The organism is Streptomyces sp. ID05-26A, from assembly GCF_033794685.1.
Taxonomy (GTDB): Bacteria; Actinomycetota; Actinomycetes; order Mycobacteriales; family Pseudonocardiaceae; genus Lentzea.
On the sequence record NZ_JARAYZ010000001.1, the window covers coordinates 529400 to 555499 of the forward strand.

Below are 26100 nucleotides of genomic sequence, written 5' to 3' on the forward strand. Positions count from 1 at the left end.
AAGGTAGCAGACTCGACGCGAGCTGACCTTGCTGCCTTACGACTAAGGTCAACGCAGAGCCATCGGACCAAGGGAGTCGACCTATGACGAACGCCGGCCCGTGGACGAGCGTCTCGATGCCGTATGTGAGCGGCCGGCGCGGTGACGCATGGGGCGCCGAAGCTGCCGCGCACGGTGGCACCGGCACCCAGAAGTTGCTCGGCGTGGAAGAAGTGCCCGCCACGGCGGCCATCGCCGACATGCTCAACCTGGCCGCAGGCGATGCGGTGATCGCGAGACGCCGTCTGATGCTCTTCGACGACCACCCCGTCGAGATCACCGACTCGTACTACCCCGCAGCCATCGCCCGCGGTACCCGGCTGGCGGGGGCTCGTAAGATCCCCGGTGGCGCGGTCGCCCTCCTGGCCGACCTGGGTCATCAGCCACGGCACGTCCGCGAGGACGTCAGCGCACGGTTGGCCACCCAGGACGAACAAGCTGTGCTGCGACTCGGCATCCAGTCCTGCGTGTTGCTGCTCGCGCGCACGCTGTTCACGGAGAAAGATCTCCCTGTCGAAGCCAGCGTCATGACGATGACAGCGGACGGGCGGCGGTTGCGCTACGAGCTGACGCCATGATCTCCACGACGAATTGCCAACGAGGAGCCGGTTTTGCCCCGCGCGCGTGACCTTCGACCCAGGCACCAGCAGATCGCGGCAGATCTGCGCGATCTCATCATGCGTGGCGATCTGGGCCCGGGCACGCAACTGCCCTCCACCTCTCAGCTCGTCGCGCAGTACGGCGCCGCGAACGCGACTATCCAGCACGCGCTGAAATCCCTGAAGGACGAGGGTTTCCTCGACAGTCGTGTCGGCAAGGGCGTCTACGTGCGTGACCGGCAGCCACTCGTGGTCGAAGCCACCTCCTACATCGCACCCGCACCCGGTCGGTTCCGCTATCAACTGGTCGCCGTCACGACCGCGGCACCACCGGCGGACGTCGCTGACGGATTGCGGCTCGGTCCAGGCGCGACAGCGGTCGTGCGCACGAGGATCCTCTTTCACGACGACCAGCCAGTGGAGTTGTCAGCGTCGTACTACCCCACCGACATCGCCGCCGGCAGCAGACTCGCGAAGCCCGCGAAGATCCCCGGCGGCGCCCCGAAGGAACTCGCGGAGCTCGGCTTCCCGCAGAGGACCTTCGTCGATCGCATCTCGGCGCGTCCTCCTACCGTGGAGGAAGCCGAGTCTCTCGACCTTCCTGACGGAACGCCGGTGATCCGGCAGCTTCGTGTCGTCCACAGCGACGACGAGCGACCCGTCGAAGCGTCCGTGCTCATCAAGGGCGCGCACCTCTACGAGCTTCTGTACCGCCAGACTGTGGCGTCCGAGTGAACGTCTTGAGCCGCCGCCGCTGACCGCGCGATCATGGGCACATGGAGTACGACCGCTACTGCGACCTGACCATGCGGGGCGGCACGACCAGCGGAGTCGTGTACCCCCTCGCGGTCGCCTCGCTGGCCCGCCACTACGAGTTCAAGCAGATCGGTGGCGCGTCCGCCGGGGCGATCGCCGCGGGGTTCACGGCCGCGGCCGAACGCGGGCGGGCGACCGGTGGGTTCGAGAAGCTGGCCGGGCTGATCACGTGGTTCACGTCCGGTTCCGGTGCCGAGCGGTGGCGGATGGCGCAGCTGTTCCAGCCCGCCGAGAAGACGCGGGCGCTGTACCGGATCGTGGTGGCGTCCATGCAGAAGCGTGAGACGACCGGGCGCAGTGCGGTCACGTGCCTGTTCTTCGCGTTGCTCGGGGCGGTCGGTTTGCGGGCCAAGGCCGTACTGGCGCTGATGGCGTTGCTGTGGCTGGGTGGGCCCGTGCTGTACTCGGCGTGGCTCGCGCCGTCGGCCTATCCGGGTTGGCTCGCGGTGACCGTCGCCGTGGTGGCGCTGGCCTGTCTTGTCACGGTGTTGTGGCCGTTGCGGTCGAGTTTGTCCTGGCCTGTCTGGGTGTTCGCGGCGGTGCCGCTGGTGCTCGGGCTGGCGTTCTCCCGGCACTACGCGACCGCGGCGATCGTGCTCCTGGTGTGGCTGGTGCTGTCGCTGGCGGCCGTCAGCGCGCTGATCGTCACGTACGGGTACGCGATGCAGCGGTTCCTGAAGTTCAACGCCCGATCCATCCACTTCGGACTCGTGCCGGGCACGGGCGACTTCACGCCGTCGTGGCTCGACCGGCTGGCCGGCGTGCCGAAGTCGACGGGGGTGCCGCCGCTCGCCGACTGGATCGCCGACCAGCTCGACGACATCGCGGGTACGTCCGACGCCCTGACGTTCGGCGATCTCGGTGACATCAACCTCGTGCTGATGACGACCGACGTGTCCGAGGGGCGGCCGTACCGGTTGCCGTTCAAGGAGGAGTGGCAGTACTGCGACGAGTGTCTGAACTACGTGCTGCCGCAGCGGGTCGTCGAGCAGTTGAACGGACCCGAGACCGCCCTGAAGTGTCCGCTGCACGAGCACATGCCGCTGCGCACGTTGCCGCCGAAGGACCATCTGCCGGTCGTGCTCGCCGTGCGGATGTCGTTGTCGTTCCCCGGTCTGTTCGCCGCCGTGCCGCTGTGCCGGGACGGGCGCGTGCACTGGTTCTCCGATGGCGGCATCACCAGCAACTTCCCGATCCACTTCTTCGACGCGCTGCTGCCGCGCTGGCCCACGTTCGGCCTCACCATCCAGCCCTACCCGAACGGCGACAGGAACGACGTGTGGCTGCCCGAGCAGGACGCGTCGGCCTCCGGTACGCCGTACACCACGCTGGACTCCGTGCCGCGGTTCCTGGTGTCCATCCTGAACACCTTCCTGGACTGGCGCGACACCATGCAGTCGGCGTTGCCCGGGTATCGCGGCCGGATCGCGCACGTGCGGCAGTCCGAGGACGAGGGCGGTTCGAACCTGTTCATGCCGCCGGCCACGATCGAGCGGCTGGCGTTGCGCGGGCAGAAGGCCGGTGACCTGCTGCGCGAGCGGTTCCAGCAGCAGCACAACACCGACCGCTACCGCTGGATCCGGCTGCGCATGGCGTTGCGCGAGTACCAGGAGCTCGGGGTGCAGGCCGCCGACCGGGACGCGTTGTACGACGAGGTGCTGGCGCGGTTCGAGATCCCCGCCGAGCTGCACGAGTGGTTCCGCACTCCCCCGGCCGACGGTGATCCGTTCCGGGAGGAGATCGAGGTCGCGCTGGACCACGTCGGACGGCTGAAGGACGACGGGCCGTTCGACGGGGTGCCGCCGGTGGATCCCGATTTGCGGCTGACGCCACCCGAGTAGGCGCGCTAACCTGGTCCCGTGACGCGATTTAGCCACCCCCGACCCGCGTGGGTGGCGCGCGCCTGAAATTCCCGTTGGTCGGGGGACTCCGCACCCCACACCGACCAGCAGAACGGGAATCCCCATGTACCGCACCGAAGAACTCGTGCGCGCCCTGAACGTCCGCGATCTCACCGATCCCGCGCAGGGCCCGCACGCGCTGCAGCTCCTGATCGCCGATCTCACCGCCGTGCTGGACGATCCGCAGGAGGTCCGCCACCACCCGCTCGTCCCGATCGAGCACAACTACGAACACCTCGGCTACCCCAGGGACGCCATCACCCGCGAGGCCCGCTACACCCGGTACGTCAGTGAGACGTGCATGCTGCGCAGCCACACCTCGGCGATGATCCCGCCCGCGCTCGCACACGCCACCCCGGACGTGACGCTGGTCTGTCCCGGCCTCGTCTACCGCCGCGACACGGTCGACCGCCTGCACACCGGCACCCCGCACCAGCTCGACGTCTGGCGGATCAGCACCCGGGAGGAGTCACTCGACGACCTCATCCACCGGGTCGTCACGACACTGCTACCCGGTAAGCGTTATCGCACAACGGATGCCGAGCACCCGTACACGACGCACGGCAAACAGATCGACGTCGAGCACGACGGCGAGTGGGTCGAGATCGGCGAGTGCGGACGGGCCGCGCGGCACGTTGTCAAACACCACCCGCACGGCCTCGCGATGGGTCTCGGACTGGACCGGATCCTCATGCTGCGCAAGGGAATCCCGGACATCCGGCTGCTGCGGAACGCCGACGAGCGCATCGCGGCGCAGATGCTGGACCTCACCGAGTACCGCCCGATCTCCCGGCACCCGGCCGCGATACGGGACATCTCGATCATGGCGAGCAGCGACGAGGACGTCGAGACGCTCGGAGACCGCATCCGCGAACTCGTGCCCGAGGACGTGGTCGAGGAGATCGAGATTCTGAGCGAAACTCCTGCGGAAGACCTGCCCGAGCACGTCCAACGACGCCTGGAAGCCCAGCCCGGTCAGAAGAACGTGCTCCTCCGCGTGACGATGAGGGCGCCGGAACGCACCCTCACCGACCGCGAGACCAACGAGATCAGGGACAGGCTGCTTCAGCTCTTGCGGCCGACCGCGCCGTAGATGCCCACGTGGGCGTCGTCGAAGGAGTCCGGGCGCCAGTCGTTGACCGCGACGACGCCCGGCTCCAGCATCTCCATGCCGTCGAAGAACCTGGTCACTTCGGCGTGCGTGCGCATCGTGAGCTTGTTGTCCGAGTTGCTGTAGATCTGGGCGACCTGGCGCGCCTCGGCGAGCTCCTGCTCGGACAGGGTGTCCCAGGTGGCGTGGGTGATCGCCAGGTACGAGCCGGCGGGCAGCTCGGCCATGTACTGGGCGATGGCCTCGTACGGGCTGTCGGTGTCCGGGACGAAGTGCAGCGCGGCGATGACCAGCACGCCGACCGGCCGGGAGAAGTCGAGCGTCTCGCGGGCGCCGGTGAGGACCGCGGAGGTCGCGCGCAGGTCGGCGAGGATCGCGTTCGCGTTGGGGTTGTCGGCGAGCAGTGCGTTGCTGTGCGAGACGGCGACCGGCTCGAAGTCCACGTAGACCACGCGCGCGTCCGGGTTGTCGTGCTGGGCGATCTCGTGGACGTTGCCCACGGTCGGGATGCCGGAGCCCAGGTCGAGGAACTGGTCGACGCCCTGCGTCATGAGGTGGCGGACGACCCGGCGCAGGAACGAGCGGTTCGCCTGCGCGCTCTGGGCGACGCCGGGGAAGATCTGTTCCACCTGCTTGGCTGCGGCACGGTCGGCTTCGAAGTTGTGCGAGCCGCCCAGGTAGTAGTCGTACATCCGCGCCACGCTCGGGCGCGTGACGTCGACCGTGGACGGGACCCACTTCAGCTCTTCCATCACGTGCGCATCCTCCGTCGTCGCCGCACGGGTGTCCACCGCCACACAACCGAACCAGGACGGTTTCGGTCACGTGTGAGGAACCATGCACTCCAGCACCGCTGAACGCCACGCGAGGTTCCGCCTTCTCAGGGAACGCTCCCCGGTGCACTTCGACGCCGATATCGGTGGGTGGTGCATCACCCGTTACGACGACGTACTCACAGTGCTCGGCATCGATTCCGGTGGTCCACAGCCCCTACCCAAACGGGTGATCGCGCACGCCGTGAAGCTCGCCAGACCCGTGATCACCCTGAGCACGCTCGAAATGCTCGACGCCGACGACGCCACGTTCGCGCAGTCGGTCGCGGCCACGGCGGCCGAGGCGTTCACGCTCGCGCACGGCGTCGAGACGTTCGCTGCCCTCGAGACCACGCACGCGTTCCTCACCAACGCCCTGCGCGCGCTCCAAGACCATCCCGCTCAGGCCGAGCTGCTCAGGAACGACCCGGCACTCGCCGGGGACGCCGTCGAGGAGCTCCTCCGCTACGACACCCCGATCCCCATCGCTCCCGCTCGCCGGACGCCGGACGCGCTCGTGCTGAGCGGGCGTACGGTCGAGGCAGGTGAGGTGCTCGTGCCGTTCGTCGCGGCGGCCAACCGGTGCTCGGTGAAATTTCCCGGCGGCGACCGCCTCGACCTGCGACGCAAGCCCGTGGGAGTGCTGTCCTCGTGCCCCACGAGCACCGCTCTCGCCCGCGTGACCGGCGAGATCGCGCTGGTCAGACGCCTTCGGGCCGCTGCTCGCTGACAGCGAACACGTCAGGGGAACACCGGCAGACTCCAGTTGGTTGAGCGGTACAGACTCAACTTTGGAGGATGACGAGATGGGCGAAACCCTGGCCCTGCCGGTACTGCCGCTGGACGACGTCGTGGTGCTGCCCGGCATGGTCGTGCCGATCCGCATCTCCGGCGAGGACGCGAGCTCCGAGGCGCGTGCGGCGGTAGACGCGGCCACGACCGCGGCGAATCATCAAGTGCTGCTCGTCCCGAGGCTGGACGGGAAGTACGCGGCCGTGGGCACGCTGGCCGAGATCGAGCAGGTTGGCCGCCTGCCCGGTGGCGAACGCGCTGCCGTCGTGCGCGGCACCAAGCGCGTGCGCATCGGCACGGGCACCACGGGTCCGGGCGCGGCCCTGTGGGTCAACGCGACGATCGCGGACGACTCCGTGATCACCGACCGCACGCGGGAGCTCGCGAAGCAGTACCGCGCGCTGGTGACGAACATCCTGCAGACGCGCGGCGCGTGGCAGATGGTCGACTCGGTGCAGCAGATCAGCGACCCGTCGGCGCTGGCCGACCTCGCGGGTTACGCCTCCTACCTCGACGAGAAGCAGAAGATCTGGCTGCTGGAGACGAGCGACGTCACCACGCGGCTGGAGAAGCTCGTGGAGTGGGGCCAGGCGCACCTGACCGAGCTCGACGTCAACGAGACGATCGCGAAGGACGTCAAGGAAGGCGTCGAGAAGCAGCAGCGGGAGTTCCTGCTGCGCCAGCAGATGGCCGCGATCCGCAAGGAACTGGCCGAGCTCGACGGCAAGCCCGCGACCGAGCAGGACGACTACCGCGCCCGCGTGGAGGCGGCGGACCTGCCGGAGAAGGTCGCGAAGGCAGCCCTGGCCGAGGTCGACAAGCTGGAGCGCACCTCCGAGCAGTCGCCCGAGGTGGGCTGGATCCGGACGTGGCTCGACACCGTCCTCGAGATTCCGTGGAACGAGCGGACCGAGGACTCCTACGACATCAAGGCGGCGCGCGAGGTCCTCGACGCCGACCACGCGGGCCTCGACGACGTGAAGCAGCGCATCACGGAGTACCTGGCCGTGCGCAAGCGCCGTGCCGACCGCGGCATGGGCGTGGTGGGCGGGCGTCGTTCCGGCGCCGTGCTCGCGCTGACGGGCCCTCCCGGCGTCGGCAAGACGTCGCTCGGTGAGTCCGTGGCACGGGCGATGGGCCGCAAGTTCGTCCGCGTCGCCCTCGGCGGTGTGCGCGACGAGGCCGAGATCCGCGGTCACCGCCGCACGTACGTCGGCGCGCTGCCGGGCCGGATCGTCCGCGCGATCAGCGAGGCCGGGTCGATGAACCCGGTCGTGCTGCTCGACGAGATCGACAAGGTCGGCTCGGACTACCGCGGCGACCCCACGGCGGCGTTGCTCGAGGTGCTGGACCCGGCGCAGAACCACACGTTCCGCGACCACTACCTGGAGGTCGAGCTCGACCTGTCGGACGTGGTGTTCCTCGCGACCGCGAACGTGCTCGACACGATCCCGGCGCCGTTGCTCGACCGCATGGAACTCGTGCAGCTCGACGGCTACACCGAGGACGAGAAGGTCACCATCGCCGGCGGGCACCTGCTGCCCCGCCAGATCGAACGCGCCGGCCTCACCCCTGAGGACATCACGTTCGACAAGCCCGCACTGCACCAGCTCGCGAGCGAGTACACGCGGGAAGCCGGTGTGCGGCAACTGGAACGGGCCCTCGCGCGGATCCTGCGCAAGGCGACCGCGAAGGTGGCGCTGGGCGAGGCGGAGTTCCCGATCACGGTCGACCAGCCGTCGCTGAAGTCCTACATCGGCAGCCCGAAGAACACGCCCGAATCGGCGGAACGCACGTCGGTCCCCGGCGTGGCAACGGGTCTGGCCGTCACGGGTGTCGGCGGTGACGTGCTGTTCATCGAGGCCTCGCTGGCCCCGAAGGACACCGGCGCGTCCGGCGTCACGCTGACCGGCCAGCTGGGCGACGTGATGAAGGAGTCCGCGCAGATCGCGTTGTCGTACCTGCGTTCGCACGACGAGAAGGCCGCGGCGCTGGCCGACCGGGGAGTGCACATCCACGTCCCGGCGGGCGCGGTGCCGAAGGACGGACCGTCCGCGGGTGTCACGATGACGACGGCGCTGGCATCACTGCTCTCGGGCCGCCCGGTGCGTTCCGACGTGGCGATGACCGGCGAGATCTCGTTGACCGGCCGCGTGTTGCCGATCGGTGGCGTGAAGCAGAAGCTGCTCGCCGCTCACCGTGCGGGCATCACGACCGTGCTGCTGCCACAGCGCAACGAGCCGGACCTGGACGACGTGCCGGAGTCGGTGCGTGAGCAGCTGACGGTGCACTTCGTCTCGGACGTGGCCCAGGTGCTGGAGCACGCGCTCTCGAAGGAGGCCGTCGCAACCGTTGCGGCGTAACGGACACAGACCCCTCGTGGGGGCAGTAGCGGCGACTGCTGCCCCCACGAGGCTTTTCGCTGTCTAGAGGCCGACGTCGATGACGAGCCGGTTCGGGCTCGTCAGCGTGAAGACCCGGTGCCACGAGTAGGGATTGGTGTACCCGACGGCAACCCCGAGCGTGGCCTCGAAGTCGCACGTGAGCGCGACGCCGCGGACGTGGCTCAGGCCGGGAGTCGCGAAGTTCTGCGACCCCGTGTACGTCAGGTTCCCGTTGTCGTCGTGCGCCGCCGCACCGATCAGCGTGACCGACAGGATCTCGTTGATCCCAGGCCCCGCAACGGTGATCGGGTTGCCGGAAGCGCACTGCGACACGCTGGTGACCTCACTGACCCGGTGCTCCGTCGGCAGTCCGGTCAGGTCCAGCACCACGCGGCTGAACCCGACGTTCTGCCCGGTCCGGATGTTCGACAGCGTGGGAGTGCTCTGCGCCGATGCGACCGGCACGAACGTGAACACGGCCAGCGCCGCCGTGAGCACCGCGACAAGACGTTTGTTCATCTTCGGCCCCCTCTCAGGGCTCGCTTGATGTCTACAAGACGTGTGACCCAAGCCACAGTTGCGTCAGCTGTTGTCGATGTCGATCACGACCCGGCTCGGGTTGTCCAGGAACGAGACCGCGTACGACCGCCCCGTGCCCGAGTACCCGATGCCGAAGCCCAGGTGCGCCTCGAAGCCACACGTGTTCGTGACACTCCGGACCTTCCCGAGCCCAGGCGTCTCGAACGAGCGCGGCCCGGGATACGTGTACGCGTTCGCGGGCTGCATGGTGACCTCGAGGAACTCGTCACCCGTGGCCGAGATCGGCTTGCCGGACCCGCAGTTGTACAGCTCGGCGGTGACACCTTCCGTCACGGTCGGCCGCGGCCCGCTGAACTCGAACACCACCCGGTCGAACCCGGCGTGCACCCCGGTCCGGATGTCCGTCAGCTCGCTCACCTCGGCCGCCGAAGCGGCCGGCACGACACCCACCGCCATCCCCACGGCGACGAGCGCGACAGCAGTTCGCTTCATCTCTCCCCCTCTTCCCCGAAAGATGCCCGCGCAGTACACGCGCGATCGCACTCCGGGGTTGCCCGCTAGCCCAGGAAGTCCTCCAGCGGCACCGGCGTCAGCCCGTCCTGCTTCGCCCGGTTCAGGAAGGCCGTGAAGTCCTCGACGAACGTCGTCCGGAAGTGCATCAACACGATGTCCCCTGGATTGAGCCGATCCCCCTGCTGGAACTGCACCCGCCCGTCGTTGACCGCGGCAGTCCAGTTGACCAGCGCCTTGAACCCACAGCTGGCGGCAGCGTGCCGAGTGGTCGAGTCGTAGTTCCCGAACGGCGGCCGGAACAACGTGGGCCGCTTCCCGTACTCGGAAGCCAGGAAGTCCGCGTTGCCGCAGATCTCGTTCTTCTGGAACTCCAACCCCTTCCCCATCAGGTTGGGATGGTTCGTCGTGTGGCTGTGCACGGTCACCGGCAACTGCTTGAAGTAGTCCTTGTGCCCCTCGGCGTACTTCGTGTTCAGGAAGACCGACGGCCACACCCCGGCCGAGATCATCAGCTCCCGAGCCTTGGGGTGCTGCACAGCCCCGTCATCGATGGTGATGAACACGTACGGCTTGTCAGTCGGGATCCGCGTGAGAACGGGCACCATCCCGTCGACGACAGCGGGCGCCTTGGCCTGCACCGTCCCATATGGATAGGGCGGCTCGAACATCCGCGAGGGTCGCGGCACCGCGGTGGTGGTGCTCACCGGCCCGGCAGAGGTGGTGAGCACGGGCCCACCGGGTTGCGACTCGGCCGCGTCCGCACACGACACCACACCCGCAACCAGCAAAAACGCAGCAAGAAGCCGCAATCTGGACATCAAAATCCCCCTCTACGCGAAAGACGTCGCGCAGGCCCCCATGGTTGCACGGGACTAGGGTCGAGGTGATCACAAAAGGAGGACCTCATGAGCCTCGAGCGCCCAGTCGCTCCCGACCCCTACCAGCTGCTCCCGCAGGTAGGCACCTTCACCGTCACCTCAACGGACGTGCAGGACGGCGAACAGCTCCCCGACGCCCAGGTCTTCGAGGGCGGCAACACCTCCCCGCACCTGGCCTGGCAGGGCTTCCCGGAGGACACCCGCAGCTTCGTGGTGACCTGCTACGACCCGGACGCCCCCACCCCCTCGGGCTTCTGGCACTGGGTGGCCGTGAACCTCCCGGCAACCACCACAGAACTGCCCACAGGTGCAGGAGCGTCAGACGACACGCTCCCCGGCGACGCCTTCCACGTCCGCTCCGACTACAGCACCCGTGCCTTCGGCGGAGCGGCACCACCCAAGGGCGACCACCCGCACCGCTACTACTTCGTGGTGCACGCGGTAGACGTGGACAAGCTGGACGTGGACGAGAACGCATCCCCAGCGGTGGTCAGCTTCAACCTGGCCTTCCACACCCTCGCAAGGGCCATCATCACCCCGACCTACCAGCACTAGCCTGGTAGAACGCAACGCCGAAGGCGAGCCGTCCTCAGCAGGCGGTCCAGGCGGTGGGGTCCCATCACGAGTCGCGCCATAGCTCTTGCTGCATGCCTGGAGGGGTGTCAACTCGACGCGCTTTTTGTCGAGTTGACACCCCTCCAGGCATGTGGCCCGCTCTTGGCTCGGCTCGTGATGGGACCCCACCGCCAACGCAACCCTCAAAGCAACAGGCAGCCGCCCAACGCAACAGGCGTGCCATCAACCTGCTCGTGGCGCGGGCCCCCTGATCAGATTGCCGGGGGTCTGGGGGCAGCGCCCCCAGGGGAAGCACGCAAAGCGACCAGGCCGCCCGCAAGGTGACCACCCGCCCGGTCGCGGATCGCAAAGCAACCACCCAACGAAGCCGCACCCCCACGTAAGCCCCCCGTAACCCCACGAGGGGAACACCCCTCCCCCCAAAATGGTTGGATCCACACGTGAGGCACTTCGACCTGGTCATCATCGGCACCGGCTCCGGCAACAGCATCCCGACCGAAGCCACGGCAGGCTGGCAGATCGCCATCCTGGAAAAGGGCACCTTCGGCGGCACCTGCCTGAACGTCGGCTGCATCCCGACAAAAATGTTCGTCCACACCGCTGACCAGGCCGCAGCCCCAGCGAACGCCAAGAAACTAGGCGTGGACGCACACACCGACACGGTCCACTGGCCAGAAATCCGAGACCGGATCTTCAACCGGATCGACCCGATCGCCGAAGGCGGCCGCAACTGGCGCGCCAACGAGAACGCGAACGTGACGGTCTACGAGGGCACGGCCCACTTCATCGACGCCCACACGATCGACACGGGCACCGGCGAACAGATCACCGCCGACCGCGTCGTCATCGCCGCAGGCAGCCGCCCCACCATCCCGGCCATCGCGGACCTGGACACCACGGGCTTCCACACCAGCGACACGATCATGCGCCTCGACGAACTCCCCGAGAGCCTGATCATCGTCGGCAGCGGCTTCATCGCCTCCGAGTTCGCGCACGTCTTCAGCAGCTTCGGCGTCAAGGTCACGATGATCGCCCGCTCGAACCTCCTCCTCCGCCACGAGGACCTGGAGATCGCGGAACGCTTCACGAACATCGCGAAGGACAAGTGGGACGTCAAGCTCAACCGCAAGACCACCCGCGCCGAGAAGACAGCGACCGGCGTGAAGCTCCACCTCGAAGGCCCGAACGGCGAAGAAACCGTTGAGGCGCAACAGCTCCTCATCGCCGTCGGCAGGCAGCCGAACAGCGACCTCCTCCAGGTCGGCAACGCCGGGCTCGACCAGCACGAGGACGGCCGCGTCAAGGTCGACGAGTACCAGCGCACGAGCCAGCCGCACATCTTCGCCCTGGGCGACATCAGCTCGGACTACCAGCTCAAGCACGTCGCGAACCACGAGGCCAAGGTCGTCCAGCACAACCTGGTGAACCCGGACGACCAGATCCAGAGCGACCACCGTTTCGTCCCGGCCGCCGTCTTCTCCAGCCCGCAGATCGCGAGCGTCGGCCTGACCGAGGAGGAGGCGAAGGCCAAGGGCATCCGCTACGTCACCTCCAGCCAGGCCTACGCGTCCATCGCGTACGGCTGGGCGATGGAGGACACGACCGGCTTCGCGAAGCTGATCGCGGACCCGGCCACCGGCCAGTTGCTCGGCGCGCACATCATCGGCCCGCAGGCGTCGACGGTGATCCAGCCGTTGATCCAGGCGATGAGCTTCGGACTGGACGCGAAGTCCATGGCACGTGGGCAGTACTGGATCCATCCGGCGATGCCCGAACTGGTCGAAAACGCCCTTCTGAACCTGCCGCTGGACTGAAGGCCTTAAACGACAGGGACTTCCGCCGCTGCCGGAAACCGGCGGCAGCCACCACGATGCAGCGATGACAGACAGAGTCCTGGTCGCTTACACGTCGAAAATCGCCGCCACAGACGAGATAGCCGAGATCATCGGCACCGAACTCGCGGGCTGCGGGCTGAGAGTCACCGTGCTCTCGGTCGCCGCGGCCGAATCGCTGCACGGGTTCGGTGCCGTGATCATGGGTGACGCGGCGACGCGTGACGCCCACAGGTTCGTGAAGCGGCACCGGGTTTCCCTCAAGTACACACCGATGTGGCTGTTCCACCGCGGCACGCCTCCTGTGCCGAACGACGTCACGCGCATGGTCCGCAGGCTCAGTGCCGTCGGCCCGATCAGCTTCGGCGGCGCGGCACCGGACTGGGACCGCGCCAAGGCCTGGGCCCGGTACCTCGCCGACCAGCTCACCGTGCTGCACCGAGGTTTCGTCTCGAACTGAGAACGTCAGGCCTGCTGGATTCGCACGGTGTTGCCGGAGGGGTCGCGGAACACGCAGTCACGCGCACCCCAGGGCTGTGAGGTCGGCTCCTGCACGACGTCCGCTCCGCCCGCCTGCAGCTTGTCGAACACTCCGTCGAGATCCGGTGTGGCCAGGTTGATGAACGCGTACGAGCCGCTGTCGATCATCTCGGCGATAGCGGTGCGCTGCGAGTCGGTGAGCCCGTCCGCCATGGCAGGCGGCTCCAGCACCACAGCGGACCCCGAACCGACCGGGGCGACGGTGATCCAGCGCATCGTGCCCTGGCCGACGTCGGCCCGGACCTCCCAGCCGAGCAGGTCGCGGTAGAACACGAGCGAGGCGTCGGGGTCGGTGGCCGGGAGGAACGTGGCGTGAATGCTGATGTCCATGCCGACAACGCTAGGACCAGCGCGAACGCACCGCTTCTCGATTCCTGACCAGCTGGCCGGCGTGCACCGGCCGCCTGGCTGGGCGTACCGGCTAGACGTACCGCGGACGCCCGGCGACCATGCCGAGCACGGTCAGCGCGACCAGCAGCACCAGCTGCAGCGTCAACGACACCGTCCACGTCCCGGTGGCCTCACGCAGCACCCCGAACGCGAACGGCCCGGAAGCCGCGATCAGGTAGCCGAGGCTCTGCGCCATGGCCGACAACCGGGCGGTGTCCGAAGTGGACTTGGTGCGCAACGACATCACCAGCAGCGCCAGCGGGAACATGCCCATGCCGAACCCGATCAGCACGACCCACAGCCCGGGGGCGGCGGCGGGCGCCACCAGCATGCCCAGGATCCCGGCGAACGACAGCACACCCAGCGCCAGCACCATCGGCGCCTGGCTGGAGAACCGGGCGGCGATCGGTGGCACGAACAGGCTCACCGGAACGCTCAGCAGCATCGAGACCGCGAGCAGCATGCCGGCGGTGTTCCGGTCGACGCCGGAGTCGACGAGCATCGCGGGCAGCCAGCCCATGACGGTGTAGGCGAACAACGACTGCAACCCGAAGAACACGGTGATGACCCACGCGAGCGGACTGCGCAGCAGCGAGCGCTGCGCAGCGGGAGCGACCGACCGCACCACGGAGGCCGCCGAACCGTGCCGAGCGGCAGCGGCCCACACGACGACAGCCCCCAGCGACAGCAACGCCCACGCGCCGACAGCCAGCCGCCACGAGCCGAGCCAGTCCTCCAGCCGCGGGGTCAGCGCGGCGGCCAGCGCGGCACCGGCGGACAGCGTGCCCGTGTACACACCGGTGATCAGGCCGACCTTCGTGGGGAAGGAAGCCTTCACCACCACCGGGATCAGCACGTTGGACACCGCGATGCCCGCACACGCGATGAAGGTGCCGCCCAGCACGACCCACGGACCGTCGATCACGCGCAGCACGAGGCCGAGCGTGAGCACCCCCAGTGAAAGTCCGATCGCACGGGCCATGCCGAGGCGGCGACCCAGCCAGGGGGCCGCGAACGCCGCGAAGCCGAAGCAAAGCGCCGGAACGGCCGTCAGCGCACTGGTCCAAGCGGCCGAAACCCCAAGGGCGGCGCGGACATCACCGAGCACCGAGGCCAGACTGGTCACCGCAGGACGGAGATTCGCGGCAGCGAGGGCGACCCCGATCGCGAGCAACGCGGACCCGACCAGCGGAACGTGACGATTCAGGACGACCGTCACCCTGCGACCTCGATCGGTGGCAGTCTGTGCGGCAAGAGTCGTCTGCTTCATCGTCACGCGCTTCACTATCGCAGACGTAGGATGTTCGGATGAAAGGATGACGCTGTGCCGTTGGCCACTACCCGACGGGCGGGTCTCGTCGACCAGGTGATCGAGCAGATGCGCGGCGCGATCACGACTGGTGAATGGCCCGTCGGGCAGCGCATCCCGCCCGAGCCCGAGCTGGTCACAGCGCTCGGGGTGGGGCGGAACACGGTCCGCGAGGCCGTGCGCGCGCTCTCCCACGCCGGACTTCTGGAGGTGCGGCAGGGCGACGGCACGTTCGTCCGCGCGACCAGCGAGATCTCCGGCGCGGTCCGCCGCATGTGCGGGACCGAGCTGAAGGAGGTGCTCCAGGTCCGCCGCACCCTCGAGATGGAGGGCGCGCGCCTGGCCGCGAAGCACCGCACGGACGCCGAACTGGCGCGCCTCACCGAGCTGCTGCAGAAGCGCGACGCGGCGATGGAGGGCGAGCAGTGGACCGAGGTGATCGAGCACGACACCGCGTTCCACGTGCTGCTCGTGCAGTGCTCGCACAACACGCTTCTAGCCGAGCTCTACCAGGGCTTGACCGAGGCGGTCAAAGCTTCGGTGGCGGCCTCTGTCGACACCAGCCAGCCTGGTCAGGACCAGGTGTCGCACACCGGGCTGCTGCACGCGGTCCGGGACGGTGACCAGGAGAAGGCGGCGATCGAGGCGGGCGGTTTCTTCGAGGAGCTGATCGAGAAGTTCTGCTGATAGCGCTGAACCGCGGACAAAGGCTGTCCGCATGAGCTCATAGCGTGGGGGCCATGGAGATCACGCCGTTCCGCATCGAGATCCCGCAGACCGACGTCGACGACCTCCGCTCGCGTCTGGCCGGCACGCGCTGGCCGGAGGAGGACCTGCCCGGTGTCGGCTGGTCCTACGGCATCCCGCTGAGCTACCTGCGCCCGCTGGCCGAGTACTGGCGCGACGGGTTCGACTGGCGCGCGCAGGAGGAGCGGCTCAACTCCTACCCGCAGTTCACGACGGAGGTCAGCGGGCAGCGCATCCACTTCCTGCACGTCCGCTCGCAGAACCCGGACGCGACGCCGTTGCTGCTGATCCACGGCTGGCCGGGTTCGTTCGTCGAGTTCCTCAACGTCATCGAGCCGCTGTCCCAGGACTTCCACCTCGTCATCCCGTCGATCCCCGGCTTCGGCTTCTCCGGTCCGGTGAAAAAGCCCGGCTGGAACGTCCTGCGCGTCTCGTGGGCGTTCGCGAAGCTGATGGAGGGCCTGGGCTACGACCGCTACGGCACCCAGGGCGGCGACTGGGGTTCCGGCATCGCGCAGGAGATCGGCCGGGTGTTCCCCGAGCAGGTCATCGGCGTGCACGTGAACATGCTGCAGACCTTCCGGCCGCAGGGCGTCAACGACCTGAGCGACGAGGAACTGCGCGCGCTGGAATCACTCGACCACTACCAGAAGGAACTCTCCGGCTACATGCACCTGCAGCGCAGTCGGCCGCGCACGCTCTCCTACGCGCTGACGGACAGCGCGGTCGGGCAGCTCGCGTGGATCGCGGAGAAGTTCCACGACTGGACGGACAACGAGGGCGCGCCCGAGGACGCGGTGGACCGCGACCAGATGCTGACCAACGTCTCGATCTACTGGTTCACCGGCACAGCGGGCTCCTCGGCGGCCCTGTACAAGGAGCAGTCGGCGAACTGGGGCAACCAGCAGCCCTCGACCGTGCCGACCGGCGTCGCGGTCTTCCCGCACGACCTCAGCCTGCCGGTGCGATCGCTGGCGGAGAAGATGATCCCGTCGATCGTGCACTGGACGGAGTTCGACCGCGGCGGTCACTTCGCCGCGATGGAGGAGCCGGACCTGTTGGTCCAAGACATCAGGAAGTTCTTCGGATCACTGTGAGCACAACACTCTCGAACCGCACCCTCAACCGGACCCTGCTCGCGCGGCAACTGCTGCTGGAGCGGACGTCCATGCCGATCGTGGAGGCCGTCGAACACCTCGGCGGCCTGCAGGCCCAGGCACCGATCCCGCCGTACCTCGCGCTGTGGACGCGGCTCAAGCCGTACAAGGTCGACGCGTTGAGCAAGCTCATCATCGACCGCTCACTGGTGCGGATGACGTTGTGGCGCGGCACGTTGCACCTGATCTCGGCGAACGACGTCTACTTGATGCGCACGGCTTTGCAGCCGGAGCTCAACAAGTGGGCGAAGATCGTGATGCCGCCCGCCACGCGGGTCGAGATCGACCTCGACAAGCTGGCGCGCATCACGCGCGAGTACATCGACGCCGAACCGCGCACGGTCGCGGAGATCGGCGCGCACCTGGAGGAGCACTTCCCCGAGGCCAAGGCGCGGGAGATGTCGACGCAGGCGCAGATGCTGGTGCCGATGATCCAGGTGCCGCCGCGCGGGATCTGGGGCGTGGGCGGGGTTCCGCAGAACGTCGCGATGGCCACGTGGCTCGGGCGCGAACTGCCACCGCAGGCCGCCGTGCCGGAGCTGATCAAGCGCTATCTGCGGGCGTTCGGACCGGCGACGTTGGCGGACATGCAGGCCTGGTCCCGGTTGATCGGGTTGAAGGCGCACGCGGCGGATCTCGACCTCGTGGAGTACAAGAACGAGGACGGCAAGGTGCTGCTGGACGTGCCGGACGGCGTGATCGTGTCCGAGGACGTGCCGGCGCCCGCGCGGTTGTTGCCCGCGTTCGACAACGTGCTGCTGGGGCACGCGGATCGCCAGCGGATCATGAGCGAGGACGCGCGGTCGAGGTGGGGCGCGGTGCGCAACGGCGTGTTCCCGCCGACGTTCCTCGTGGACGGGTTCCTGCGCGGCACCTGGAACGTGGTGGAGAACAAGGACGCGGCGACGTTGACGATCGAGCCGTACTCCAAGACCACGAAGAAGGACATGGCCGGCGTCATCCGCGAGGCCAAGGCGGTGCTGAAGGTGATGTCCCCGAAGAAGCCGCACGTCATCATTGCCCCTTAGGGCGGTATTTCCTGCCCCCGAGGGTGTCTGACGGCCATGTCCGCGGCAGGCCCTCGCGGGACAGGCTCGGGGCATGGTCTCCGCACGCCGGGAAGCCGAGGGCACGGAGGCTCTCGCGGACGGCAGGCGTCAGGCTGTCCGCGTTTCCGGGAGCCCGCACGCCCTGCTCGCGTTGCAACGCAACGCGGGCAACGCCGCCGTGGGCGCGCTCATGGCGGCCAAGCAGAAGCAGCCGGACGAGAGCGCGATCGACGCGGCGTTGAAGGAGGTCCGCCGCGACGAGCCGGAGATCGACGTCGTCGAGAAGGGCCTGAAGGCCGCGCAGACGGCCGGGGTGCCGGTCACGCTGGAGGGCCCGAAACCACCGGCGTCCGCGCTCGCCGTGACGACGACGGGATTCGGCCCGAACGCGGTCGCGCCCAAGAAGCCCACGCCTCCCGCGAAACCGGTGCCCGCGCAGTCCAAGCTGGGCAAGGCGGGCGCCCGCCCCGCCACGAAGGCCGGTGGCTCGTCGGCGAAACCCGGTGCGGCACCGGCGGTTCCGGCCGTCGCCGCGGCCGATCCGGCGTTCGTGCAGGTGACCGAGAAGGTCAAGGGCTTCGCGGCGGCCAAGAAGGCGCACCCGCCCGCCTCGGCGAAGGCCAAGGAGGCGCAGGACGCCGCGCAGGCGCCGGCCGACGACCTGGCGGGCCAGGCGAAGGTGTCCAAGGTCGACACGATGGACGCCCAGCAGGCGGGGTCGTTCGACAAGCAGGCGTTCATCGCGGCGGTGAAGACCGCGATCGAGGCCAAGTCGCCGAAGACGTTGCAGGAGGCCACGGCGCCGCAGGGCAAGGCGGACGGTGTCGGCGCCGAGGTGAAGGGCATGGTCTCGCAGGGCAAGGACGGCCAGGCCAAGGACGTCGAGACTGCCACCGACGCTCCGCCGGACCAGTCGAAGGCCGTGCCGAAGCCGGTCACCCCGATGGCGCCGGAGAACCCCGGCACGGCACCACCGATCCCGGCCGCCGGTGCCGTCCCGAAGCCCGCGCCCCCCGCGCAGACCGATCTGAGCGCGGGCAAGAACCAGGTCGCGCAGGAACAGGGCGACGTCACCGACGAGCAGTTGCAGCACTCGAACGAACCGCAGTTCCAGCAGGCCCTGGACGCCAAGCAGACCGCCGCCGCGCACGCCGACACCGCACCCGGCCAGTTCCGTGCCCAGGAGCAGCAGGTGCTCGGCCAGGCCAAGGCCGACGCGGGTGCCGTGACCTCCGCGGGCGTCGCCGGCATGCAGGGCGCGAAGGGCGCGGCGCTGGCGAGCCTGGTGGCGGACAAGGGGAAGACGAAGACCAAGGACGAGGCGAAGCGCGCCGACGTGACGACGCGCGTGCAGAGCATCTTCACGGCCACCGAGACCGCCGTGAAGAAGATCCTCGAGGGCATCGACCCGAAGGTCGAGGAGGCGTTCACCAAGGGCGAGGCACAGGCGAAGCAGGCGTTCGAGTCGTTCGTCGCGGCCAAGGTCGGCGCCTACAAGCAGGACCGCTACAGCGGCTGGCTCGGCGGGTTCCGCTGGGCCAAGGACAAGCTGCTCGGCATGCCGGACAAGGTGAACGAGTTCTACACCGCCGGCCGCGAGGTCTACCTCAAGCAGATGGACGGCGTGATCTCGCGCGTCGCCGACATCGTGGGCGGCGACCTCTCCCTCGCCAAGCAACGGATCGCGTCCGGCAAGGCCGAGATAGCCGCGTTCGTGAAGACCCTCTCCCCCGACCTGCAGAAGGTCGGAGCCGAGGCGTCCGCCGAGATCGACGACAAGTTCTCGCAGCTGGAGAGCGACGTCACCGACAAGCAGAACGCCGTCGTCGACACCCTCGCCAGCAAGTACGTCGAGGCACGCCAAGGCCTCGACGAACGCATCGAGGCGCTGCAGGCCGAGAACAAGGGCTTCGTCGACGCGGCGATCGACGCCGTCAAGGGCGTGATCAACACGATCCGCGAACTCGCCGGAATGCTGCGCGACGTCCTGTCCCGCGCCGCCGGGGTGGTCGGCGACATCATCAAGAAGCCCGTCGAGTTCCTCGGCAACCTGGTCGCCGGCGTGAAGGGCGGCATCCTCAAGTTCAAGGACAACATCCTCGACCACCTGCGCAAAGGCCTGATGGGCTGGCTCTTCGGCGCGTTGGCCGAAGCGGGCATCGAACTCCCCGAGAAGTTCGACGTGCGCGGCATCATCAAACTACTGGCGTCGATCTTCGGCCTGACCTGGTCGAACATCCGCAACCGCCTGGTTCGCCAAATCGGCGAGAAAGCCATGGCAGCAGCCGAAAAGGGCGTAGAGATCTTCCAGGTCCTCACGTCCCAGGGCGTCTCGGGCCTGTGGCAGATGCTGCTGGACAAGCTCGGCGACATCAAGGAGACGATCCTCGCCCAGGTCAAGGACTTCGTGATCACGAAGATCATCACCGCGGGCATCACCTGGCTCATCGGCCTGCTCAACCCGGCCGCCGCGTTCATCAAGGCCTGCAAGCTCATCTACGACGTCGTGATGTTCTTCGTGAACAACGGCAGCCGCATCATGAAGTTCGTCAACACCGTGATCGACTCCGTCGCCGACATCGTGCGCGGCAACGTCAGCGGCGTCGTCAACAAGATCAACGACGTGCTCGGCCAGATGGTCCCGCTCATCATCGGCTTCCTCGCGAGCGCCATCGGGCTCGGCGGCATCGGCGCGAAGATCCGGTCGATCATCGAGACGCTGCAGAAGCCGGTGAACAAGGCGCTGGACTGGGTGATCAAGAAGGGGCTGGCGCTGGCGGGGCCGATCATCCGCGGTGTCAAGGGCGTCGGCGCCAAGATCAAGGCGAAGGTGCTCGGTGGCGACGACAGCCCGGAGGGGAAGCAGAAGCGCCTGGAAGCCGGCGTTCGCGGTGGCGTCTCGGTGGCCAACCGGTTCGCCGGCAAGAAGGTCGGCGACCGCGTGCTCAAGCCGTTGCTCGGCGCGGTGCGGATCCGGTACGGGCTCGCGACCCTCGAGCCGGTGAAGCAGGGCGCCCACTGGGCGGTGCAGGGCACGGTCAGCCGGATGGCCGAGAAGTCCGACGCCCTGGTCGTCGACTCGGAGGACCTGGACACGCTCAAGATCAGGCGCGATGCCACCAAGGAGGAACGAGAGAACGCGCACAAGGCGGTCACCGCGCTGGGACCGCCCGGCACGAGGCCGGAGATCGAGAGGGAGCTCGGGCAGGTCGACGCCGACTACGCCCAGAAGTCCAGCCGGGTCGACGCGATCGTGCACGCCAAGCAGGCCGCGCAGGGCGAGACGGAGGACCTCGGCCAGTGGTTCCTCACCGCGACCGCCCGCTACGACGATATCCGCGTGAAGGCGCTCAAAGCCGTCCCGCCCGCGTCCCCGCAGCAGGTGGAGGCGGACAAGCTGTTCAAGGACGCCAGAGCCGCTCTGGAGAAGGCGGACCAGGAGATGGCCAAGCCCGAGATCCAGGCAGGGCTGGTCATCCCGGCACAGGCACCGGAGCCCACGCCGATCGAGCGGATCCGCACCGCGCGAGCAGCGCTGCAGGCCGCCGTCGACGCGGCACCGACTCGGGTCACCGACGAGGCTCAGCTCGCGATCGTGCGAGGGTTGATCCAGCCGACCAGCTCCCTCACCAGGGCCGTCGGTGAGGCAGCGAACGAGATCAAGGCGGAGAACCAGGTGCGGACGCAGGTCGCGGCCGTCGACAACGTCTACAACGAGACGACCAACTACGGCACCGAAGGCGACCGGACCACGGAAGGCGCCGCCGACATCGAGATCAGGACCGGCCGGCCGGTCGCGGGCCGGTGGCACGGCGAGAAGTGCCGTGACTACGCGACCAACCTCGACACCATTATCGCTAACCTGAGCTTGCAGAAGGCGAACCTGCCCAAGCGGGTCCACCGCACGATCGACCAGGCGGTCAGCCGCGCGGAGCTACGCCGGGACAAGCTGCGGGCAGCGTGGGTGCGCTGGGACGCCCATCGAAGCAGGAACCCTGGATTCGGAGTGCGGACACCATGAGCGCGAACGACCTGAACACCAGATTCACCGAGGCGACGGAGTCCGGCGACCCGGAACGGATCGCCGCGGCATTGCACGAGCTCAGGGAAGTCTTCCCGCGAGCGCCGATCCAAGCGCCCCACCCGGACGTGCTGGACGCGTTCGCCGGCGGTGCTCCTGGTTCCGTGGTCATGGACTACGTCTGGGTGCTGGGCAACTATCGGCCGTTCGCGCCGCCGGTGGACGCGACCGAGATCCTGCGCTGGTGGGCGGAGGCTGTGGTCCGTCACCCCGACGGAGCGTCCGCCTTGCAGATCACCCTCTACCTCCGCCACGACAGCCTGCCGGCCGGTGCCGATGTGGGTGACGTCATCGCCTATCTCGCCGAACGAGGCGTGCGGTCGGGCAAGGAGGAGCAGGGCGCCGAATACCTCGCCCGCTACTTCCTCGATCATTCGCAAACTTACGCCCGCGCGGTCGCGACCCTCACGCTGTGGGTGGGCAAACCCGTGCTCGGCGACGTCCTGCGCCAGGTGACCCCGTACGTGCGTCCGGAAGACCGCGCCGGACTCGGGCTCTAGAGCGTCGGTCAGGTACTCACTGATCGACCGGTGCTCCAGCCTTGCCCCGAGCCGACGTGGCTGGCTACCCACCCCTGGCCCCGCCCACGTGGTCCGCCGTGTTGCCGGACCGCACGCGGGCCCCTCACGTTCGCTCCATCGAGGACGGCGAACTCGGCTCCGCCGAAGGAGAAACGGCCGGTGCCGACGCAATGGCAGTGCAGGTCCGGCGACCGCGGGGTGCCCCGATCTTTCAACATCAGTGGACCACGGACCTGATCACGTCCAGGGTCGCCGTGATAGCCGGCCTCCGGGAAGCCTGCGTCCGCCACACCGCGTACAACCGCCGCGTCGGCGTAGGCCGCAACGGCACCGCCACAACCCCGTCCGGCACCTCCTCCCGACCGAGCCGCGGGATCAACGCCACCCCGATCCCCTTGGCCAGCAACGCCATCTGCGTCCGATACTCGCTGATCCGGTACGCCACAACAGGTTCGATGCCCGCCCCGTGGAACGTCCGCTCCAGCCAGTCGAAGCAGATCGACCCCTCCGTCTGACAGATCCACCGCTCGCCGGCCAGGTCGACGGGCTCAAGGAACTCCCTGCGCGCCAAAGGATTCGCGACCGGGACCAGCACCTCGGCCACGTCGTCGCCGATGAACGCGCGCGACAGCGACTCCGGCACCGGCAACGGGGTGTTGGCCCAGTCGTGCACGATCGCCATGTCCAGCTCCCCGCGCGCGACGGCCTCGGTCGCGTAGGGCGGGTCGATCTCCGTGAGTCGCACGTCCAGGGCGGGGTGCTGCGAGCCCAGCGCCACCAGGACATCGGGCAGCAGGCCTCGGGACGCCGTGGCGAACGCGCCGATGCAGAGGCGGCCGATGGCGGCGCCGCGCTGTTCCTCCAGCGCCACCTCTGCCTCTTCTACGAGCTTCAGCACCTGGCTTGCGGTTTCGGCGAGCAGGCGAGCGGCGTCGGTTAGGCGGACGCCTCGGCCGTTGCGTTCCAGCAGCGTGGTGCGGGTCTCGCGTTCTAGTTTGGCGATCTGCTGCGAGACTGCGGACGGCGTGTAGCCGAGCACGTCCGCGGCGGCGCCTACCGTGCCGTGCACGGCGATGGCGTGCAGCGCCTTCAGCCTTCCCAAGTCGAGCATGTAGTGATGCTAAACCCATCACCTAAGTAATCGGAACTGGTGCTAAATAGTTAGCGCGCGCAAGCTTGGGGCATGAGTCCCCGTCACGTGCTGCTCGCCGTTCTCGTCGCCGCCATCTGGGGCTTCAACTTCGTCGTGCTCAAGGTCGGTCTGGACGAGTTCCCGCCGATCCTGTTCTCCGCACTGCGGTTCCTCGCGGCGGCGGTGCCCGCGGTGTTCTTCGTCGGACGGCCGTCGGTGGCGTGGCGCTGGGTCATCGCGGTCGGGCTGGTGCTCGGCGTCGCGAAGTTCAGCTTCCTGTTCATCGGGCTCAAGGCCGGCATGCCCGCGGGTCTGGGGTCGCTGGTGCTGCAGAGCCAGGTGATCTTCACGACGCTGTTCGCCGCGGTCGTGCTGCGTGAGCGGCCCAGGCCCGTGCAGGTCACCGGCATCGCGTTGGCGGTCGCGGGCATCGGCGTGATCGCGTGGGACTACGGGCTGAGCTCGCCGTTGCTCGGGTTCGCCCTGCTGGTTGCGGCGGCAGCGTGCTGGGGTGTGTCGAACGTGCTGATGCGGTACGCACGGCCTGCGGACATGGTGCGCTTCATGGTGTGGGTGAGCGCCGTGGCGGTGCTTCCGCTCTTCGCGTTGTCCGCGCTCACGGAGGACATGAGCGCGCTCGGCCGCCTCGACTGGGGCGGTGTCGGCGCGGTCGGGTACGTCGCGTGGATCTCGACGCTGCTCGGGTTCGGCATCTGGGGATTCCTGCTGCGCCAGTACGAGTCGTCGGTCGTGGCGCCGTTCTCGTTGCTCGTGCCGGTGTTCGGGATGTTCTCGGCCTGGGCGTTCCTCGGCGAGGAGATGAGCACGCTCCAACTCGCGGCCGGCGGGCTGGTGCTCGCCGGACTCGCTATCCCTCAGTTGCTGGGGCGCCGGGCGGTACGAACGGAAGTCCTGCCGGAGCCCCTCGTTCCAGCAGGTCGATGACGGCCAACGTGTCGAGGTGATCGGCGACCAGGTCGCCCAGCAGGTCCAACTGGGCCTCGCGGGCGGTCTGGAAGCTCACGTCCGCCACGGGTTCGAAGTCACGGCCCGCGCACTCGGCCGCCCAGCGCAGGAACTTCCGCCGGAACGCGTCGTTCTCCAGCAGGCCGTGCCAGTGCGTGCCGAGCACGCGGTCGGTCTGCGCGCCCTCCTCGCCGACCAGCGGCCGTTCCCCGCTCCGCACGACCTGGCCGTGGTGGATCTCGTAGCCGGTGACGGGTTCGTCCCACGCGACATCTGATGGCGTGGCCAGGGTCTTGCGCGTCTGGAAGCGAATGTCGACGTCGAGCAGGCCGAGCCCGTCGACCGTGCCGTGGCCCGACTCCACGTCGTCCTCGATGTGCTTCGACAGCATCTGGAACCCGCCGCAGATGCCGAGCACCGGACCGTCGAAGCGCTGGATCGCTTGCGCCAGGCCGGTTTCCCGCAACCAGGCGAGGTCGGAGACGGTGGCCTTGGAGCCCGGCAGCACGACCAGGTCCGCGTCGGCCAGCCGCGAAGGCTCCGTCACGAACCGCACCGAGACGCCCGGCTCGCAGGCCAGCGCCTCGACGTCGGTGGCGTTCGAGATGCGCGGCAACCGGATCACGGCGACCCGCAGCCAGTCCCGCACGGGCGGTCGTGGCCTGCCCACCACGCCGTCCGCGTTGTAGGACAACGAATCCTCGGCGTCGAGCCAGAGTTCCTCGCGCCACGGCAGCACTCCGAGCACCGGCCGCCCGGTCAACGCCCTGAGCTGGCGCAGCCCCGGTTCGAGCAACCTGGCGTCACCGCGGAACTTGTTGACGACGAAGCCGGAGATCAACGCCTGGTCCGCCGCGTCCAGCACCGCGACCGTGCCGAAGAGGTGCGCGAACACACCACCGCGGTCGATGTCGCCGACCACGAGCACCGGCAGGTTCGCGCGCGTCGCGAGCCCCATGTTCGCGATGTCGTTGGCGCGCAGGTTGATCTCGGCCGGCGAGCCCGCGCCCTCGCAGATCACCACCTCGTGATCGGCCCGCAACGAGTCCAAAGTAGAGAGAACGGTGCCGAGCAGCTGCTGCTTGCGTTCGCGGTAACTCAGCGCGGAGACCTCACCCACCGCCTGACCGAGCACGACCACCTGGGACGTGCGGTCACTGCCGGGCTTGAGCAGCACCGGGTTGAACCGGACGCTCGGCTCCTTGAACGCGGCCCGTGCCTGGAACGCCTGAGCCCGCCCGATCTCCCCGCCGTCGAGTGTGACGAACGAGTTGTTGGACATGTTCTGCGCCTTGAACGGCACGACGTCGACGCCCTGGCGTGCCAGAAAGCGGCACAGACCGGCCACCAGGACGCTCTTGCCCGCGTCCGAGGTCGTCCCACAGATCAACATCGCGCCCCGCATGGACGCCAAT

Annotated in this window: 23 protein-coding genes; 15 read left to right on the forward strand and 8 right to left on the reverse strand. The window is 68.4% G+C overall.

Features of this window, described 5'->3' with window-relative positions:
- The first annotated feature begins 83 nt into the window (after positions 1–83).
- From PV646_RS02550 to srmL, 4 genes are all read left to right on the forward strand, one after another.
- Positions 84–617: a GntR family transcriptional regulator gene (locus PV646_RS02550; protein WP_500339824.1), complete on the forward strand. Its 534-nt coding sequence runs from the start codon at positions 84–86 to the stop codon at positions 615–617.
- Positions 618–650: 33 nt separating this feature from the next.
- Positions 651–1373: a GntR family transcriptional regulator gene (locus PV646_RS02555; protein ID WP_500339825.1), complete on the forward strand. Its 723-nt coding sequence runs from the start codon at positions 651–653 to the stop codon at positions 1371–1373.
- Between the two features lie 41 nt (positions 1374–1414).
- A complete protein-coding gene (locus tag PV646_RS02560; RefSeq protein WP_500339826.1) occupies positions 1415–3295 on the forward strand; it encodes a patatin-like phospholipase family protein in 1881 nt (626 codons plus the stop codon).
- Positions 3296–3419: 124 nt separating this feature from the next.
- Positions 3420–4448 carry a PheS-related mystery ligase SrmL gene (srmL, locus tag PV646_RS02565; protein ID WP_500339827.1) on the forward strand — a complete coding sequence of 343 codons (1029 nt, stop codon included), beginning with the start codon at positions 3420–3422 and terminating at the stop codon, positions 4446–4448.
- Here srmL and PV646_RS02570 read toward each other — a convergent pair.
- The gene (locus PV646_RS02570) at positions 4421–5218 is read right to left on the reverse strand and encodes an SAM-dependent methyltransferase (protein WP_500342242.1); all 798 of its coding nucleotides are present in this window, start codon (positions 5216–5218) and stop codon (positions 4421–4423) included. The two genes, srmL and PV646_RS02570, sit on opposite strands and share 28 nt — an antisense overlap.
- An 85-nt stretch (positions 5219–5303) precedes the next feature.
- Here PV646_RS02570 and PV646_RS02575 point away from each other — a divergent pair, with 85 nt between their 5' ends.
- Both PV646_RS02575 and lon read left to right on the forward strand, forming a co-directional pair.
- Positions 5304–6008, forward strand: coding sequence for a hypothetical protein (locus PV646_RS02575; RefSeq protein ID WP_500339828.1), 705 nt, complete (start codon positions 5304–5306; stop codon positions 6006–6008).
- Between the two features lie 76 nt (positions 6009–6084).
- Entirely contained in the window at positions 6085–8433 is a 2349-nt protein-coding gene (lon, locus tag PV646_RS02580; RefSeq protein ID WP_500339829.1) for an endopeptidase La, read from the forward strand.
- Between the two features lie 63 nt (positions 8434–8496).
- Here lon and PV646_RS02585 read toward each other — a convergent pair whose 3' ends face one another.
- From PV646_RS02585 to PV646_RS02595, 3 genes are all read right to left on the reverse strand, one after another.
- A complete protein-coding gene (locus PV646_RS02585) occupies positions 8497–8973 on the reverse strand; it encodes an AMIN-like domain-containing (lipo)protein (RefSeq protein ID WP_500339830.1) in 477 nt (158 codons plus the stop codon).
- Between the two features lie 63 nt (positions 8974–9036).
- A complete protein-coding gene (locus PV646_RS02590; protein ID WP_500339831.1) occupies positions 9037–9486 on the reverse strand; it encodes an AMIN-like domain-containing (lipo)protein in 450 nt (149 codons plus the stop codon).
- A 65-nt stretch (positions 9487–9551) separates the two neighbouring features.
- Positions 9552–10235 (reverse strand): polysaccharide deacetylase family protein, encoded by a 684-nt coding sequence (locus PV646_RS02595; RefSeq protein ID WP_500339832.1) that lies wholly within the window; start codon positions 10233–10235, stop codon positions 9552–9554.
- 177 nt (positions 10236–10412) lie between these two features.
- On the opposite strand from PV646_RS02595, the gene PV646_RS02600 reads away from it, so the two are divergent.
- The 3 genes from PV646_RS02600 (at position 10413) to PV646_RS02610 (ending at position 13253) form a co-directional block, all read left to right on the forward strand.
- Positions 10413–10940 (forward strand): YbhB/YbcL family Raf kinase inhibitor-like protein, encoded by a 528-nt coding sequence (locus PV646_RS02600; RefSeq protein WP_500339833.1) that lies wholly within the window; start codon positions 10413–10415, stop codon positions 10938–10940.
- A gap of 461 nt (positions 10941–11401) precedes the next feature.
- On the forward strand, positions 11402–12775 hold the full coding sequence (locus tag PV646_RS02605) for a mycothione reductase (protein WP_500339834.1): 1374 nt from the start codon (positions 11402–11404) through the stop codon (positions 12773–12775).
- A gap of 64 nt (positions 12776–12839) precedes the next feature.
- A complete protein-coding gene (locus PV646_RS02610) occupies positions 12840–13253 on the forward strand; it encodes a hypothetical protein (RefSeq protein WP_500339835.1) in 414 nt (137 codons plus the stop codon).
- A 5-nt stretch (positions 13254–13258) separates the two neighbouring features.
- Here PV646_RS02610 and PV646_RS02615 read toward each other — a convergent pair whose 3' ends face one another.
- Together PV646_RS02615 and PV646_RS02620 are read right to left on the reverse strand one after the other, a co-directional pair.
- Entirely contained in the window at positions 13259–13663 is a 405-nt protein-coding gene (locus PV646_RS02615) for a VOC family protein (RefSeq protein WP_500339836.1), read from the reverse strand.
- Between the two features lie 91 nt (positions 13664–13754).
- Positions 13755–14942 carry an MFS transporter gene (locus PV646_RS02620; RefSeq protein ID WP_500339837.1) on the reverse strand — a complete coding sequence of 396 codons (1188 nt, stop codon included), beginning with the start codon at positions 14940–14942 and terminating at the stop codon, positions 13755–13757.
- A 111-nt stretch (positions 14943–15053) separates the two neighbouring features.
- On the opposite strand from PV646_RS02620, the gene PV646_RS02625 reads away from it, so the two are divergent.
- The 5 genes from PV646_RS02625 to PV646_RS02645 all read left to right on the forward strand — a co-directional run bounded on the left by PV646_RS02625 (position 15054) and on the right by PV646_RS02645 (position 22566).
- Positions 15054–15719: a FadR/GntR family transcriptional regulator gene (locus tag PV646_RS02625; protein ID WP_500339838.1), complete on the forward strand. Its 666-nt coding sequence runs from the start codon at positions 15054–15056 to the stop codon at positions 15717–15719.
- Positions 15720–15772: 53 nt separating this feature from the next.
- Positions 15773–16876: an epoxide hydrolase family protein gene (locus tag PV646_RS02630; protein ID WP_500339839.1), complete on the forward strand. Its 1104-nt coding sequence runs from the start codon at positions 15773–15775 to the stop codon at positions 16874–16876.
- Positions 16873–17964 (forward strand): winged helix DNA-binding domain-containing protein, encoded by a 1092-nt coding sequence (locus PV646_RS02635; RefSeq protein ID WP_500339840.1) that lies wholly within the window; start codon positions 16873–16875, stop codon positions 17962–17964. The genes PV646_RS02630 and PV646_RS02635 overlap by 4 nt, the downstream gene beginning before the upstream one ends.
- A 73-nt stretch (positions 17965–18037) precedes the next feature.
- Positions 18038–22006 carry a phage tail protein gene (locus PV646_RS02640; protein ID WP_500339841.1) on the forward strand — a complete coding sequence of 1323 codons (3969 nt, stop codon included), beginning with the start codon at positions 18038–18040 and terminating at the stop codon, positions 22004–22006.
- Positions 22003–22566 (forward strand): hypothetical protein, encoded by a 564-nt coding sequence (locus PV646_RS02645; RefSeq protein ID WP_500339842.1) that lies wholly within the window; start codon positions 22003–22005, stop codon positions 22564–22566. Before PV646_RS02640 ends, PV646_RS02645 begins: the two co-directional genes overlap by 4 nt.
- A gap of 238 nt (positions 22567–22804) precedes the next feature.
- On the opposite strand, the gene PV646_RS02650 is transcribed toward PV646_RS02645, so the two are convergent.
- Positions 22805–23698 (reverse strand): LysR family transcriptional regulator, encoded by an 894-nt coding sequence (locus PV646_RS02650; protein WP_500339843.1) that lies wholly within the window; start codon positions 23696–23698, stop codon positions 22805–22807.
- Positions 23699–23770: 72 nt separating this feature from the next.
- Here PV646_RS02650 and PV646_RS02655 point away from each other — a divergent pair, with 72 nt between their 5' ends.
- Positions 23771–24664: an EamA family transporter gene (locus PV646_RS02655; protein ID WP_500339844.1), complete on the forward strand. Its 894-nt coding sequence runs from the start codon at positions 23771–23773 to the stop codon at positions 24662–24664.
- Here the strand turns inward: PV646_RS02655 and PV646_RS02660 are convergent.
- A complete protein-coding gene (locus PV646_RS02660; protein WP_500342243.1) occupies positions 24588–26090 on the reverse strand; it encodes a cobyric acid synthase in 1503 nt (500 codons plus the stop codon). The two genes, PV646_RS02655 and PV646_RS02660, sit on opposite strands and share 77 nt — an antisense overlap.
- Positions 26091–26100: the final 10 nt, after the last annotated feature.